Annotated in this window: 13 protein-coding genes; 7 read left to right on the top strand and 6 right to left on the bottom strand. The window is 59.5% G+C overall.

Features of this window, described 5'->3' with window-relative positions:
- Positions 1-54: 54 nt before the first annotated feature.
- Positions 55-567, bottom strand: a complete 513-nt coding sequence (locus Enr8_RS16680) for a chemotaxis protein CheW (protein WP_222434890.1) — start codon at positions 565-567, stop codon at positions 55-57.
- Between the two features lie 467 nt (positions 568-1,034).
- Here Enr8_RS16680 and Enr8_RS16685 point away from each other — a divergent pair, with 467 nt between their 5' ends.
- A complete protein-coding gene (locus Enr8_RS16685; RefSeq protein WP_146433623.1) occupies positions 1,035-1,397 on the top strand; it encodes a response regulator in 363 nt (120 codons plus the stop codon).
- Between the two features lie 60 nt (positions 1,398-1,457).
- On the opposite strand, the gene Enr8_RS16690 is transcribed toward Enr8_RS16685, so the two are convergent.
- Positions 1,458-2,573, bottom strand: a complete 1,116-nt coding sequence (locus Enr8_RS16690; RefSeq protein ID WP_146433625.1) for a hypothetical protein — start codon at positions 2,571-2,573, stop codon at positions 1,458-1,460.
- Between the two features lie 134 nt (positions 2,574-2,707).
- Here Enr8_RS16690 and Enr8_RS16695 point away from each other — a divergent pair, with 134 nt between their 5' ends.
- The 5 genes from Enr8_RS16695 to Enr8_RS16715 all read left to right on the top strand — a co-directional run bounded on the left by Enr8_RS16695 (position 2,708) and on the right by Enr8_RS16715 (position 8,097).
- The gene (locus tag Enr8_RS16695) at positions 2,708-3,370 is read left to right on the top strand and encodes a tetratricopeptide repeat protein (RefSeq protein WP_146433627.1); all 663 of its coding nucleotides are present in this window, start codon (positions 2,708-2,710) and stop codon (positions 3,368-3,370) included.
- Positions 3,371-3,392: 22 nt separating this feature from the next.
- Positions 3,393-4,946 carry a glycerol-3-phosphate dehydrogenase/oxidase gene (locus Enr8_RS16700; protein ID WP_146433629.1) on the top strand — a complete coding sequence of 518 codons (1,554 nt, stop codon included), beginning with the start codon at positions 3,393-3,395 and terminating at the stop codon, positions 4,944-4,946.
- Between the two features lie 21 nt (positions 4,947-4,967).
- Positions 4,968-6,464, top strand: coding sequence for a glycerol kinase GlpK (gene glpK, locus Enr8_RS16705; RefSeq protein WP_146433631.1), 1,497 nt, complete (start codon positions 4,968-4,970; stop codon positions 6,462-6,464).
- A 19-nt stretch (positions 6,465-6,483) separates the two neighbouring features.
- Positions 6,484-6,699, top strand: coding sequence for a hypothetical protein (locus tag Enr8_RS16710; RefSeq protein WP_146433633.1), 216 nt, complete (start codon positions 6,484-6,486; stop codon positions 6,697-6,699).
- 96 nt (positions 6,700-6,795) lie between these two features.
- Entirely contained in the window at positions 6,796-8,097 is a 1,302-nt protein-coding gene (locus Enr8_RS16715; RefSeq protein WP_146434947.1) for a rhomboid family intramembrane serine protease, read from the top strand.
- A 21-nt stretch (positions 8,098-8,118) separates the two neighbouring features.
- On the opposite strand, the gene Enr8_RS16720 is transcribed toward Enr8_RS16715, so the two are convergent.
- Positions 8,119-9,447: a thioredoxin family protein gene (locus tag Enr8_RS16720; protein ID WP_186767709.1), complete on the bottom strand. Its 1,329-nt coding sequence runs from the start codon at positions 9,445-9,447 to the stop codon at positions 8,119-8,121.
- A 1,049-nt stretch (positions 9,448-10,496) separates the two neighbouring features.
- On the opposite strand from Enr8_RS16720, the gene rho reads away from it, so the two are divergent.
- A complete protein-coding gene (rho, locus tag Enr8_RS16725) occupies positions 10,497-11,801 on the top strand; it encodes a transcription termination factor Rho (protein WP_146433637.1) in 1,305 nt (434 codons plus the stop codon).
- A 132-nt stretch (positions 11,802-11,933) separates the two neighbouring features.
- On the opposite strand, the gene Enr8_RS16730 is transcribed toward rho, so the two are convergent.
- The 3 genes from Enr8_RS16730 to Enr8_RS16740 are packed head-to-tail and all read right to left on the bottom strand — an operon-like array spanning position 11,934 to position 14,743.
- Positions 11,934-12,683, bottom strand: coding sequence for a prolipoprotein diacylglyceryl transferase (locus tag Enr8_RS16730; RefSeq protein ID WP_246120130.1), 750 nt, complete (start codon positions 12,681-12,683; stop codon positions 11,934-11,936).
- A gap of 7 nt (positions 12,684-12,690) precedes the next feature.
- Positions 12,691-14,202 carry a radical SAM protein gene (locus Enr8_RS16735; RefSeq protein ID WP_246120131.1) on the bottom strand — a complete coding sequence of 504 codons (1,512 nt, stop codon included), beginning with the start codon at positions 14,200-14,202 and terminating at the stop codon, positions 12,691-12,693.
- A gap of 4 nt (positions 14,203-14,206) precedes the next feature.
- The gene (locus tag Enr8_RS16740; RefSeq protein WP_146433640.1) at positions 14,207-14,743 is read right to left on the bottom strand and encodes a hypothetical protein; all 537 of its coding nucleotides are present in this window, start codon (positions 14,741-14,743) and stop codon (positions 14,207-14,209) included.

Genomic DNA, 14,743 nt, shown 5'->3' on the forward strand with positions numbered 1-14,743 from the left:
AACCACGCTATTTTTCCCGTTGTGCATTTGCAAGGGCAGCCGCAAACAGCAACGCTAGAGAGACTCAATCAAGACGCTCTCACCATTGGTCAGGATCTTGTCCATATCCAACAGAATGAGGAGTCGCTTTTCGAGCTTGACCAAACCGGTCAGGTAGTCGCGATCCAGTCCCGCCACCGTCGGCGGGGGTGGGGCAATCTGATCCTTGCCGATCCGCAAGACTTCACTGACGGCGTCGACAATGATGCCGATTGTCTTGCCGGAGACGTTCATGACCATGATCCGAGTTTCATCGGTCATCTTTTCTTCCGGCTGGCCGAAGCGGCGGCGCAGATCCACGATCGGAATGACCGTGTTGCGGAGATTGATCAGTCCCTTGATGAAGTCTGGCGTTTGCGGCACGCGTGTGATCTCGCCCATCAGGATGATTTCCTGAACGCGGGTAATCTCGATGCCGTATTCCTCTTGAGCGAGGCGAAAACTGACCAACTGCATCGAGTTGGCTGAGTCGCCTGGCGCCCCGCTGCCGGTACTTTCGAGACCGAAGTCTTGTATCGTGGCGGACAAGATTCGTTTCCTTAACATGGTTGTGGAAAACTAGTCTTGAAGCCATCGCCGAGCGTCAAAGTCTGTATCGCCGCCCCGCGATAACTCCCCCCGAATTGCCCAAACAGACAACTCGCTGCTTGGTTAATTCGGCTACCGGCCCCGATACGAATTAGCCAAGACGAAGAGTTTTCTTAACTTCCTTGCAACCCCCTAACACCCTAGTCAGACCAATCCGTACAACCAGAACGCGTACGTCTAGTTTCAGCGACCGCGCCGTATAAGAGATCGCCGACCGAAGCGGAGACCTTGCATCGCGGTCATCCGCAAACAGATACAATTCCCCCGGTATGCCGTTTCGTCGCTTGACGTGCATTCGCCGCGACCTATCGTTCGTTAGCCCAAGAGAGGTGGGCAGAGATGCGTGCTAATAATGGCGCCGCTCTATTACGCAATTCATAGGGTTCGACTCAGGAGTCACCAGTTCCATGTCCACTCGAGTTCTTGTCGCTGACGACTCAAGCACGATGCGCAAAATTATCCTCCGTTCGCTCCAGGCCGTCGGCGTACCGAACGCGACCGAAGCGGCGGATGGCGATGAAGCGCTCAAGATCTTCAAGCCGGGCGACTACGATTTGGTTCTGACCGACTGGAACATGCCGGGCAAGAATGGCCTGGAAGTCGTTCAGGAAATTCGCAAGATCGACAAGGACGTGAAGATCATGATGGTCACGACCGAAGCCGAAAAATCGCGCGTTCTCGAAGCGATTCAGGCTGGCGTCTCGGACTATCTGGTCAAGCCGTTCACGGCCGATACGCTTCGCGAAAAGCTGGAAAAGCACGGCTGCTAAGCCTTGCTTTGCCGACCGACCAACGCCGCCCGACGTCGCCGGTCGACGTCAGGGCGTTTTTTATTTCTTGTTGGCCGTAATGGTCAGCGTCTCGCCGCTTAGCTGCCAGCGAACCGGGGTCTTCTCCATCGCCGCCTGCAGCAGGTCGACCAACGTCACCTTATCGACCGAAAACGAGATCCGCTGCTGCAAGATCTCTTGGGCATCTTCGGCAACTTCGACCTTCAGCGACAACGACTGGGCCAGGCTGTTCAAGACGGCGCCCAGCGGCTGCTCTTTGATCTCCAGCGAATAGACTTTCTGTCCTGGATTTACCGCGATGCGACGGAAATTCTCGCCTCGCAGCATCTTGCCCGCCAGCGTCACCTCTTCGTACCTGCCGGTCACCGAGAGCCCGCCCGCTTGCGTCTCGATCGCCAACTCCGGAAACTCCGCTTTCACTTTGGCCGCCGCATCGTTGACGTCTCCACGGAACGGAAACCGCCGCGTCAGTTGGGGGTTCTCGGGCAAGGGAATCAGTTGCAACTGCGGATTGCCAGCGGCGTCTTTGCCAAACCGATAGGTCGCCCCGAATCCGGCCAGCAGCAGCGTCAGCGACTCGGCCTGAGCGATCTTGGGAAACTCGCCCCCACGCCACAAGTCATGCGAAACCGCGGCGTCGAGATTGGCGAACGTCAGCTTGTGCCGCTGCGCTAGTTCCATGAGCAACTTCCGCGGCTCGGTCAGTTCCGGCCAGACGAGCGTCTCCGCCGCAAACAACTGCCGCACCGCCGGATCACGCGACTGCCGCGCGAACTCGGTCTGCACGGCGGCGACAGTCGCCAGGTCAGCCGCCGTCTCAGCCGGTCCGATGTAGATGACCGAACCGACATGGCAGCTTCCGCCCCCCGCACGTTGAGCCAGCATCTGGACAACCATCTCGAGCGGGGCGTCGCTGGCGCTGAGGGTGATCAGCCGATCAGGGTCGATGCGGCGATCCAGAAAAACGGCGATTTCCTGCGTCTTGGCGAGCGAATCGATCGCGTCCCGCAGCGGAACGTCCTCCCACTGCAGGTCGACCGCCGAATCGAGTTGTTTTTCGAACGCGACGCCTGTCTTCCATTCGACGCCATAGGCGCCTGTGCAGAAGGCCCCAACCATCAAAAGTGGGATGAAAAACTGTCGAAAGTCGCTCATTTTCCGCTCCGCCGGCCGGGAGTCTTCCCGGGAGAACAATTTGCCGTTTCGTTTCGCTCCAATTACACTCGAATCTTGTTCGGCGAGCGCGTCAAGTCTCCCGTCGCCGCAATCCTGCTGATGGTACCTCCCCTGTGAATGAACAACCGGAACGAGCGCCAACGCTGCTGCAATACTATCGCCAGTACTTGCAGCGCGAGAATACGGCTGCATTTATTCGCGACGTCTCGCGGCAATATCGTATCGGAACGCTAGAACGCCTGGCCGAAAACAACTCGCCGGAGGTCCGTCGTGCGGCGCTCCTGGCTCTTTGCTTTTTGGGCGATTTTGGCTCCAACGCGATCGTCGGCTGCGGCCTGACCGACATTGACCGCGGCGTTCGCCTGATCTCCGAAAACGGCATTCGCAACTTGTGGGTTCGCGCTGGCGCCACCACGCAGCGCCGCCAGTTGGAACGCGTCGCTGGACATCTGCGCGCCGCATCCTGGCACGACGCTGTGATTGACGCGACCACGCTCATCCACCATGCTCCCTGGTATGCCGAAGCGCATTACTTTCGTGGAGAAGCTTATTTCCGACGTCAGGTCTGGGAATTGGCGGCTCGCGACAACCACCAGGCGTTAGAAATCAACCCGTATCATTTTCCGGCGGCGATCTGCCTGGCCCAGTGCAACCTGCATCAGGGCGAGATTATTTTGGCGCTAGAGAACTTTCGCCGAGCGCTGCGGTTGAATCCTAACCTCGACGCCGTACGTAGTCAGGTCGGCTACTTGGAACGCCAGCTCGAGGAAAACTAACCCGCCTTAAGCGGAGAGACGCATGGCGACGGATCGCTTTCAGGTTGGCCCCATCGTGGTGCTGGGCGCCGGTATCAACGGCGCGGCAATCGCCCGCGAACTGACGCTGCAAGGCGCCGAAGTCTTGCTGGTCGACGCGGAAGATGTCGCTGGCGGCACCACCAGCTATTCTTCGCGACTGATACACGGCGGCCTCCGTTATCTGGAGTATGCCGAGATCTCGCTGGTCCGCGAATCGCTGACCGAGCGCGATCGTCTGTTGCGACTGGCTCCCGAGTTGGTTCGTCCGCTGGAACTGGTCATCCCGGTCGGCAATCGTCTCTCGGGACTGATCAGCGGCGCCCAACGCTTCTTCTTCAAGTCGGGCGCTGCCCCCAAAGATGGCCGCGGCTCGCTGGTCGTGCGGCTCGGACTGACGTTGTACGATCGCTTTGCCAGCGGCGCGGTCCCGGGACATCGCCGTCTCTCGTCGGCGCAGTTCGCCGAGTCGGGGCTGAGCACGTCCAAGTTCTTCACCGCGTTCAGCTACTTTGACGGGCAGTTGACGTTTCCTGAGCAATTCGCACTCTCCCTGGTTCAAGACGCCCAGGCCGCCGCGAAAGAGCAGGGGGGCGCGTTCTCGCTGCGGACCTATCAGCATGTCCGCCGCGAAGCCGAGACCCTCTTCTTCTCTTCCATTCATCCCAATCATGGCGCCGGCGAAATCGCCGTGACGCCTGCGGCGGTGATCAACGCCGCCGGACCATGGGTCGATACCGCGCTCGCGGGCCTGAATGTCCCCTCGAACAAACTGATTGGCGGCACCAAGGGGAGCCATCTGATCACCCGGGCGCCCGACTTGTGCAAAACGATCGGTCCACGCGGCGTCTACGCCGAGGCCTCCGACGGACGCCCAATTTTCATCCTGCCTTGGAACAACGCCTGTTTGATAGGAACGACCGACATTCGCTACGACGGCGACCCGGCCGATGCGGTCGCCGACCAGGAAGAGATCGACTACCTGATCGACGCCACCAATGCGATCTTTCCCGACGTCGGTCTGACCCGCGATGATATCCAGCAGCACTATTGCGGCGTCCGTCCGTTGCCCGCCGCAGGCGAAGGGGCGACTTCGTCGATCACCCGCAGCCATGTCGTTCACCGACACAGCGGATCGCCGTTTCCGCTCTACTCAATCATTGGCGGCAAATTGACGACCTGCCGCTCGTTGGCCGAAGGCGTGGTAAAGGCGGTGCTGCCCGATCTTGGTCACGAAGTCGCCCGCAACTCGCGTGAACGTCCACTGCCGCCGCCCAATTTTGGCGAAACTCCGGCCGACGCGCCGCTGTTGCCGGACCTTGACGTTCCGATTGCCCACGCGTCGTATGCAATCGAGCATCTGGCGGCCAAAACGCTCGCCGATCTGGTCGAACGCCGGCTGATGATCGTCTTTGATCCCAAACTATCGCGTTCCTGCTTACGCGTGCTGGCCGAACAATTGGCGACCGCCGGTTGGTTGGATCAAGCGCAGATCGACGCCGAGGTCGACCACTACGTCCATCGCTTGCAAGAACGTTACGGCAAACGAGTCTCCTGACGCCCCGAGAGAGAAACGCCCGTGCAACAATACATCCTCGCCTTCGATCAAGGGACGACGTCGAGCCGCTCGATCGTCTTTGATCACAACGGCAAGATCGTTGGGCGAAGCCAACAAGAGTTTCGCCAAATTCTGCCTACGCCGGGGCATGTCGAACATGACCCGGAAGACATCTGGCGCACACAGATCGAAACGGCCCAAGCCGCCATCGCCGCCGCTCAAGTCGAAATCGAGCAGATCGCCGCCATCGGCGTCACCAATCAGCGCGAGACGACGCTGCTGTGGGAGCGGGCCACCGGCAAACCGGTCGCCAACGCCATCGTCTGGCAAAGCCGGATCTCGACGCCGATCTGCCACCAGCTTTCGCACGATGGGCATGGCGCCACGATCCGTGAGCGATCGGGCTTGATTATTGATCCCTACTTCGCCGGCACCAAGATTCGCTATTTGCTCGACTCCGATCCAACCCTGCGTCGCCGCGCCGAAGCGGGCGAGCTTTGCTTCGGCACGGTCGACTCGTACCTGCTGTGGCGGATGACCGGCGGCAAGTTGCATGTCACCGACGTGACCAACGCCAGCCGCACGATGCTGATGAATATCCATACGCTGCAGTGGGATCCAGAGCTGCTCGAGATCCTCGACGTTCCCGCTGCGATCTTGCCTGAGATCCGCAGCAGCAGCGAAGTCTACGGCATGTGCGACGCATCGCTGCTGGGACGCGAAATCCCGATCGCTGGTATCGCCGGCGATCAGCAAGCGGCGACCTTCGGGCAGACCTGCTTTGAGGTCGGCAGCGCGAAGAACACTTACGGAACCGGCGCCTTCCTGCTGATGAACGTCGGGCACGAGCCGATCTTGTCAGACAACAATCTGCTGACGACCGTCGGCTGGAAAGTGGGAGATCAGACGACCTACTGCCTGGAGGGATCGGTCTTTGTGGCCGGAGCGGTCGTCCAGTGGCTCCGCGATGGCCTGGGCGTGATCGAAAACTCCAGCGACGTCGAAAAACTAGCGAACTCGGTCGAAGACAATGACGGCGTCTATTTTGTCCCTGCGTTTGTGGGACTTGGCGCACCCTATTGGGATCCACGAGCCCGCGGCACAATTATTGGCCTGACGCGCGGCACAACGGCTGGGCACATCGCCAAAGCGGCGATCGAGTCAATGGCCTACCAGACGCGCGATCTGGTCGAAGCGATGCAGCGCGACGCTGGCGTTGCGCTGGCGCAACTGCAGGTCGATGGCGGCGCCGCAGTCAATGACGAACTAATGCAGTTCCAAGCCGACTTGCTCGGTACAAAGGTCCGGCGGCCGCAGGTCTTTGAGACGACCGCGCTGGGTGCGGCTTATCTCGCTGGACTGGCAGTCGGCTATTGGGACGACTTCACTGCGCTGAAACGCAACTGGCAGCTAGATCGCGAATTTGACGCGGCCGACGACCGCGCCGAGGTCGAGCGGCAGTATGGGCAATGGTTACGAGCGGTCGGGCGGAGCCGCGATTGGGCGCAAGAAGAATAGCGGAGAGAAGGGTATTTTTATGCAGCTTCCGCCCACCCCATTCATGTTCGCCGTCGCTGCGTCGATTGGAATCGGCGCTCTCTGGGCCGCGTGGTCGAACCATGACGACGCCTTTGCGCTGCGAAAAGTGGCCTGGGTCGAGCGGCGCTGGGGGCGACGATCGTCGCGAACGGTGCTCGCCCTGCTGGGCTTGTTGCTGCTTGCGCTGGCCGTCAGCTTTCTGACGTTTCCCTAAATGTGGGCCGTCGCCGCTTCAATCTGTTGATTCGCCCCCACTTCGCTTTTATGCTGCTTAGATAGTAGTACCTCTTTGGGCGGGCCAGCGCAGCAGATGTTCATTCCATATTCAACCGACGCTCCTCTCTACCATGCACCGATCGCCACCACGTCGCTGATCGTGGTGAACGTGCTGTTGCTCTTTCTGTGGCCTGTTCACTTTCCAGACTCGTCGTACGCGCTGCCCGCCCTTTACCAGCAAATGGAAGAGGCGCACGATTCCGGCGAACTGAGCGATGAAGATTGGCAGGAATTCCAAGACTTTTTTGGGGAAGCTCCGGACGACGCCGAAGCGGGCTCGAGCCCCAGCGACGACTTCGACTGGCGAACGCTTCATTACGGCGACGGCATCAAGCCGTGGCAATGGCTGACCGGCAACTTCATGCATGCCGACGTCTGGCACCTCCTTGGCAACATGTTAATCCTGTGGCCCTTTGGCGCACTGATCGAAGGAAAAATCGGCTGGCTCCGTTTTCTGCTGCTGTATGCCGGCATTGGCGTCTTTCAGTCGATGATCGAGCAGTTCTTGTTTCTGTTTCTCGACGTTCCCACTTTTTCCCTGGGCGCGTCGGCGATCATTTTCGGTCTGATCGCGATCGCGCTTGTTTGGGCCCCGATGAACGACGTGAAATGCTTCATGCTGTTTGGCATGCGAGCCTGGTTTTTCGACTTGCCGGTTTCCGTCTACTGCGCATTTAGCATCGTGTTTGAAATGCTGATCATGTATTTCACGTACGACGCCGAGTCGGGAGGATTGATCAGCAGCAGCTTCTTTCACGTCTTCGGCGCCTTGATCGGACTGGCCGTCGGCGTAGTGATGGTCCGACAAAACTGGGTCGACTGCGACAATTACGACTTTTTCACCGTCTATTTCGCCAACCCCGATGCGCCAAGAGAAGAGAAGGTTGACGAAGTGCGGCTCAAAGCGGCCCGTCAACGCTCCGCGAATCTGGGACTCGAACAGATTCGAAATATCCTCAACGAGGGGGGAGATCCAGCGATCGCCTATCGCGCCCACCAGAAGTTAGGACACTCCAACGCCGACTGGTATCTTCCCGAAGAAGACCTGCTGGCGATCATCCAAAGCTATCTGAAACAAAAACGCGGCCAAGAAGCGTTGCCGGCGATGATCGAATACGCCCGCCGCGGCGCAGCCCACCAAGCTCCAGTGCGCCTGCGGATCGCCCACCTGATGGTCGATACCGAATCACGGCCTGCACAGGCGCTCCAGGTTCTATCTCGTATTGATCCTGGCACGCTCGCCGGCCAAGATCGCAAGCGGTATTCTGCGATCCGCAAGAAGGCCCAAGAAATGAAAGCCGCCGGCGTGATGGAGCCGGCGGCGGAAGAAATCTAGGCGCCTGTTCGCAGCGGCCGCTTAACGAAGCTGCTGCGAGTTGCGAAGCATCGCTTGCTGCACCTGAGCGGCGTACCGCTGCGGGGCCGACCAGAAGGTCTTTAGGTTGTCTTCGCTGGAGAAGAGATACAACACGCCGTTGTACGTCAAACCGTGTGAGCGATTGCCGTCGACCAAGCGACCTTGTTCGATGTAGGCGACCGGATCATTTCCCGACAGGACCGGGCTGAAGCGATCAGGCGAGGCCAGGAATTTTCGCTGCTGCACGTCCGAAGCGAACAGGTAAACGCGGCCCTGGTGGACGGCGCCCCAGCGAGCATCTCCTTTTTGCCACCTCATCCCCTCAGCCAACGTCACCGGGCAGAAGCCATCCAGCGCGAACTCAGGCTGCTGAGACTGTTGCGGTTGAGCCTGCGGCGCGGCGGCCGCGGCCGGAGCGGCAGCCGGTTGTCGCGACTGTGAAGCATACGAGCTTTGCGGCGGCGTCGACTGCGACGCGTGTTGGCTTTGCGGCTGGGCGGCCGGTTGGGCGGCGAAGCGATCTTGCGGCTGAGCTTGCGGGGCCGGTCGCATAGGCGGTTGATTGGTCTGCGAAGGTTCGCCGTACGAAGATCCGCTCGGCTGAGTTGCAAACCGCGACTGGGTCGGCGGCGGAGTCGAAGGCTGAGCCTGCGGCGGGGCGGAAGCGGCCGCGTATTGGCTGCCGGCAGCAGGACCAGCGGAATAGCCGCTCGGCTGCGGGGTCGATTCGTTTGCCGGAGCAGCGGCGTAACCACCGGTCGAGAAACGCGATTGCGTCGGCTGGCTTGGCGCCGCGGCCGGAGCAGTCGCATCGTTTTGCGAGTAGGTCGAAGCCGCAGGCGGCATCGAGAAGCGCGACTGACTTTGCGGGGCAGCCGGAGCGGCGCCAAAGCGGGAGTAGCTACCGCCGGGGGCAGCCGCTTCGCCTGGGTACGAGACCGGCTGGGCTTCTGGAGTGGCCGTCGAGGCGAGCTGGCTCATGCCGGCGGTCTTGATGGCGACGCCATGCAGCACCGCCAGGTACTGCGCCTTATCCTTTTCCTGCTTGCTGACCATCCGGTAAACCATTTGGCCGCTGGGCAAAATAATCACGTCTTGAGGCCAACGATCAACGCCATATTGATTGGCGATTTCGGTCTGTTCGGCCGCGTTGATCTTTACCGGGACATAGTCTTTCGTCACCGCTGCAGCGAACGCGGGATCTTTAAACAAGGTCGCGTCCAACATGCGGCACGGGGGACAATTGGGCGCCCAGAAGTGCACCATTACAAGCTGGTTCTTCTGCGCAGCCAATCGCTTGGCCGATTCGAGGCTGGAGGCCCAGGGCATTGCGTCTTGCGCAGTTGCAGCCGAGCTGATGATCAGCAGTAATCCGATAGTCAAAATAGAGCAAATCGCTCTCATTTCGGCGCCTTTCGCTAGCAGCGTGGTCCCCCTCAAGCAAACATTCATTGCTGGGTATCGTCCATGCGACTTTAACGACCGTAGCAAAAAGTCCGATTTTTCCTGCAAATCCCAATTCACGCATTATGAGAATTGCCGCAAGTGCTTTGGGCGCAGGGAAATCGAACAATTTTTCCCGTTTCGCCGATTTCGGCGGGCGATGATAGCTTGACACGCCCGATAAATTGTGGATAAGATGCCGAAGGTTTAAGAATGCCGACTCGGCAGAAACCCTCATGCCCAATTGTCTACGATGTCTTCGGGCGAAGTTCGGCGACGCGGTCGCGAGTCTTCACGTTTATTGTTGATTTCTCCTTCGCGTATGCGTCCGGCGAACCTAGACGCTTTTAAGGTTCGGTTTGAAAACCGTCGTCCTACTGTTTAGCGGCGACTGGGCCAAGCCAGCTTTAAGAAACCTTCCCCGCGGCGATTTCGCCGACCCAGGCGGAAGTTTGAATTTGGGCGAGATGGACCTCCGGTCCTTGGCTTCCTTTGAGTCATACAGGACCTTTTGAACTACCCATCACCGGAAACGGTAGCGTTCCCACCACGGCAGTGAAGTTCATTGCCTACAGGGCAGGGCGCACCGGCAAGCCAAGTGCATCACAAACGACGCTGACAGCCAACTGATTGGCCGCGACGCTTGTCACTTCGGTGTAATTTGATTCTTCCTGAGAGCAACGCCTGGCGCCACTTGTGCACCTTGTGACCTGGTGGACCGTGCGACCCTCTCAACCCGCGTTTCGGAATTGGCGCCGAGTCGTTCGATTCTGATCCATTCGGTTTCACGATCTTCGTTGATTCAAACCAAACGGAAGCTGCGCAAACGACAACGGAATGTCGCTCGTTTGCCGGCGCATGACTAAGGCGGCGCTGTGGAAGCGCTCCATTCTCTTGACTATCTTGATTTGCTTCGCGCAACTTAGGTGATTTCGATGGCGAAAAAGAGGCAGGCCCGCTCTCGCTCTGGCGGCGGGCGGCGTCGAGGAGGCCAAAACGACGGACAACAAGGGGGACGTTCGCGTCGTCAGGGGGGACACCGTCGCTCTTCCGCTCCCAGTTCCAATGTGCCCCGCAACAATTTGGAACAAGAAGAATTTGAACCAGGCGAACCGATTCCGTTGGAACCTGGCTACGGCTTGCTCGAGATGCATCCCAACGGCTACGGCTTCCTTCGCAGTCCAGAAAACAACTACGCCCGCGAACGGACCGATCCGTTCGTGCCTGGCACGATGATCGAGAAGTACCAACTGCGTGAAGGCCTGATGCTTCGCGGCATGGTGCAGCGATTCCGCCGCGGCCAAGGCCCGCGTCTCCGCGAACTGACCGACGTCGACGGCATGCTTCCTGAGAAGTATGCGATGACCAGTCCGTTCGACAAGCTGACGCCGATCAATCCTCGCGAGCATCTCAAGCTCGAAATCGAAGGGGGCCCGCTCACCAATCGGGTCGTCGATCTGCTGACGCCGCTCGGCAAGGGGCAACGCGCCTTGGTCGTCGCTCCGCCGCGAACCGGCAAGACGATGCTGATCCAAAATCTCAGCCGCGGCATCTCGGCAAACTATCCGGAAGTCAAGTTGGTCGTGCTGTTGATCGACGAACGGCCGGAAGAAGTGACCGACATGCAGCGGAACATCAATGGCGAAGTGATCGCCAGTAGCCTCGACCGCGATGTCGAAAGCCACGTTCGCTTGTCGCAGCTAGTGATCGAACGCGGCAAGCGTCTGGCCGAAATGGGCCACGACGTCTTCCTGCTGCTCGACTCAATCACTCGCTTGGCTCGCGCCTTCAACAAATGGGTTGGCGATAGCGGCGGCACGATGTCTGGCGGCGTCAACATCAAGGCGCTCGACATCCCAAAGAAGCTGTTCGCCACGGCCCGCGCTTTTGAAGAAGGGGGCTCGCTGACGATCGTCGGCACCGCTCTGATCGACACCGGTAGCCGGATGGACGAGTTGATCTTCCAAGAGTTCAAAGGGACCGGCAACATGGAGTTGGTCCTCGATCGCAAGCTGGCCGACCGCCGCGTCTGGCCCGCGATCGACATCTCCCAGTCCGGCACTCGCCGCGAAGAGTTGCTGCTCGACGAAGGGACCTTGGGCGCCGTGGTCGCACTGCGACGCACCCTCACTTCGATGCACCACATCGAAGCGATGGAACAGCTCACCCGACAGCTTGGCAAGTACAAGACCAACTTGGAATTCGTCAGCCTGATCGCCGGTACCCGCAACGGGCACTAGAGCGGTTTTCTTCAATCTTTAGCGTTCTGGCTGGTTGCGGCCGCGCTGGTCGGCGTTGACCAGCTTGCCTCACCAACGCCAGAAACGCTACAGCTATCAGAAAAACGCTCTAACTCTACCAAAATTAGAAAATCAATCAGCAGCCGCGTCCGCCGGGCGCGGCTCTTTTTGTGCGTTTTCCGCCGCCAGCGCCGCGGCATCGCGTCGCCACAGCCAAACGAAGATGATCGCCAACAGAATCGCTCCCCACTGATACGCGGTCAGGCCGACCAGATACCGCGGCTCGGGACGAATCATTTCGGTCAGAAAGCGATAGCTGAGGTAAACCAAGATGTAGAGCTTCATCAGTTGCCCGCGGAACCAACCCTTCCGCTCTAGCCACAAGAGCAGAAAACCCATCGTCAGGTGAAACAGGCTCTCGTAGATTTGCGTCGGATGCCGCAGGACGAGCGGATCGTCGACCGCCGTCGGAAACGCCACGCCCCAAGGCAACGTCGTCGGCGTTCCAAAACAACAGCCGCCAAAGAAACAGCCCCACCGGCCGATGGCGATCGCAAACGCCACCGGCGCTGCGAACGAGTCTCCCGTCTTGATCCGGATGTTCATCAGCCACTTGGCGATTTCCACTCCCAGATAGCCCCCCGCCAATCCGCACACGATCGTCTTGCCATGCGCAAACCAGGCGACGCCATTCCACAGTCCCTCAAGGTCGTATAGCACGAAGGGCAACTTGGCGCCGATCATCGCGCCGCAAAAACCGCCCAATCCCAACCCGAACTTTTCTTCTCGGGTCAGCGGAAGCTTCTGCTGCGAGCGGCGCACCAGCAAACTGCAAAGCGCGATCGCCGTCGCCATGATCACGATATACGTCGGGTTGATCATCATGGGGCTAGACGTGCTTTCGATCGAGCGGCGGTAGCGGCACATGGCCGTCACGATAGAGGACGTTGTACGCGCAGAACGGAATCAAGTGCCCACTCGGCAACACATGATGAATGCAACACTTCATCACGCGGCGAACGTCAAAGTTATACGCGTCCAAAAACGAAGTGACCATCACGCGGAAGACGTCGCCGGCGCCCAGCTCTTGCCGCATCGCCTTGGTGAAGAAGTCGACCGCCGCCGCGCCAATCTCCGGATCGGCGAACATCTCCGGCGATAGCTCCAGTTCCGGCTCGCACGTCGGCGCGTCAATAATCGCAAACGGATCGTCGCTGGCCGCCGGCGGCGTCGTGCCGCAGTTGCCGCTGCTGCAGCAACCTTGTCGCACCAGGTAGCGCTCGAGCAGATCTCGCACCGCGGGACGCGTAAAGGAAATGCCGCTCGCCAGTAGATCAATATGCTGCGTCGCGTCGATGAACCGCATCAGCGGGATCAGTTTCCCCTGATACCGATAGGCGTAGCTCATTTGGTGGCAGTTGGGATGAGCGCATGGCAGCGGCATGAAGTCGCTTTGGCGGAAGCGTCCCGCCGTCTGCTCGTCGATACCGCGAATCACATCAGGGAAGGTGATCCGCCGCTCCAGCACTTCCGGCAGCACGTGTCGTCCGCTGTAAGTCGCCGGTTGAAAGCTAAGCCCGGTGATCCACGGCTTGTCGACGCAATAGTCGACCAGTGCCCCCAGCTGATCCTGATTGACGTCGGTCTGCAGCGTGGCGACCAGGTTCACGTGCAGGCCCGCTTCGCCGCATCGCTCGACGGCCCGCTGTTTCGTTTCGACCAGCGATTCTCCCCGCAATTGCAGCGACGCCTCTTCGCTGAAGCCGTCAAACTGCAGATAGATCTCGATTCGATCGCGACGCTTCGCCAGCCGTTCGACCAGTTCCGCGTCGCGAGCCAATCGAATCCCGTTGGTGTTGATCATCACGTAGTCGATCGGCTGCGACAGGGCGTAGGCCAGGATCGTTTCTAACTCGGGATGAATCGTCGGCTCGCCGCCTGATAGCTGCAGCACTTCGGGGCGTCCTTCGACCTCGACCAAACGATCAATCGCGGCCTGACACTGGGCGACGGTCAAATGATGGCCGCCGGGACCGCTGCCGGCGTAACACATCGGACAGGCCAGGTTACAGCTGGAAGTAATCTCGAGCAGGCCGATGCAACTGTGCTGTTCGTGCTCGGTACAAAGCCCGCAGTCGAGCGGACATCCTTTCTCCGGCAGTACGCCAAACTCGTGCGGCACCTTGCCAGGGACGCTGTACTGCAGCTGATCGTACTGGGCGACGTCCGAGCAGATGAAATCGTCTCGCGCGCCATGCTCGGGGCAGCGTTTGCGAAAATAGACGCGGTTCCCCTTGGTGATGATCTTGGCCGGGACCACCGCCAGGCATTCGGGACACAGGCTCTGCGTTACGCCCAGCAAGGTGTAATCGCGTCGAGCAAGTTCGTGCGGCTTGAGCATCGGATCAATTCCCTGAGGGGTTCACATCAAAACAAGCTTGACCAAAAGCGGCAATTATGCTGACGAGGGCGAGGAGCACGATGGCGACCGCCAAGATCGCGACGCCGACCGTACCTAAAACCGTCATCAATATCGCGTAAACGGAGGCGAGGACGGCTCCTGTTTTTCGAATATTTTCGTCTTTGCTAAGCAGCGCTGTAAACAGCGCCGCCGCGGCCAATAGTAGGGGCGCGCCAAATGCCAGCGTGTAGAAAACGATCCAGTCTGGATTGACGTAATAAACGCCGACCCCCATTATGATCAGCGCGAAGGAGGATAAGCCGAGCAGCAGGTAAGCGAAAACGCCACTGACGGCATCTGCATATGCTGGCGGGGACGATACATGGTCGGCGATATCCGCCTCTTCTTCCGCCAACGGCAAATGACAAATCCAACAATTGTCGGCAGACGTCTGGTTCTCGGCCCCGCACGCCTTACAAACAACTGACCGCCGTTCGCTGGGCGAAAAATGTCTTCCATCGGACTGATTCGCTTCGCTCAA

Source organism: Blastopirellula retiformator (assembly GCF_007859755.1).
Taxonomy (GTDB): Bacteria; Planctomycetota; Planctomycetia; order Pirellulales; family Pirellulaceae; genus Blastopirellula; species Blastopirellula retiformator.

Excerpts from the sequence above, each read along its gene's own strand:
- Enr8_RS16720 (WP_186767709.1), bottom strand. The coding sequence starts at position 9,447 with ATGCCCTGGGCCTCCAGCCTCGAATCGGCCAAGCGATTGGCTGCGCAG.
- Enr8_RS16735 (WP_246120131.1), bottom strand. The coding sequence starts at position 14,202 with ATGCTCAAGCCGCACGAACTTGCTCGACGCGATTACACCTTGCTGGGC.
- Enr8_RS16715 (WP_146434947.1), top strand. The coding sequence starts at position 6,796 with ATGTTCATTCCATATTCAACCGACGCTCCTCTCTACCATGCACCGATC.
- rho (WP_146433637.1), top strand. The coding sequence starts at position 10,497 with ATGGCGAAAAAGAGGCAGGCCCGCTCTCGCTCTGGCGGCGGGCGGCGT.
- Enr8_RS16700 (WP_146433629.1), top strand. The coding sequence starts at position 3,393 with ATGGCGACGGATCGCTTTCAGGTTGGCCCCATCGTGGTGCTGGGCGCC.
- Enr8_RS16730 (WP_246120130.1), bottom strand. The coding sequence starts at position 12,683 with ATGATCAACCCGACGTATATCGTGATCATGGCGACGGCGATCGCGCTT.
- Enr8_RS16685 (WP_146433623.1), top strand. The coding sequence starts at position 1,035 with ATGTCCACTCGAGTTCTTGTCGCTGACGACTCAAGCACGATGCGCAAA.
- Enr8_RS16690 (WP_146433625.1), bottom strand. The coding sequence starts at position 2,573 with ATGAGCGACTTTCGACAGTTTTTCATCCCACTTTTGATGGTTGGGGCC.
- Enr8_RS16710 (WP_146433633.1), top strand. The coding sequence starts at position 6,484 with ATGCAGCTTCCGCCCACCCCATTCATGTTCGCCGTCGCTGCGTCGATT.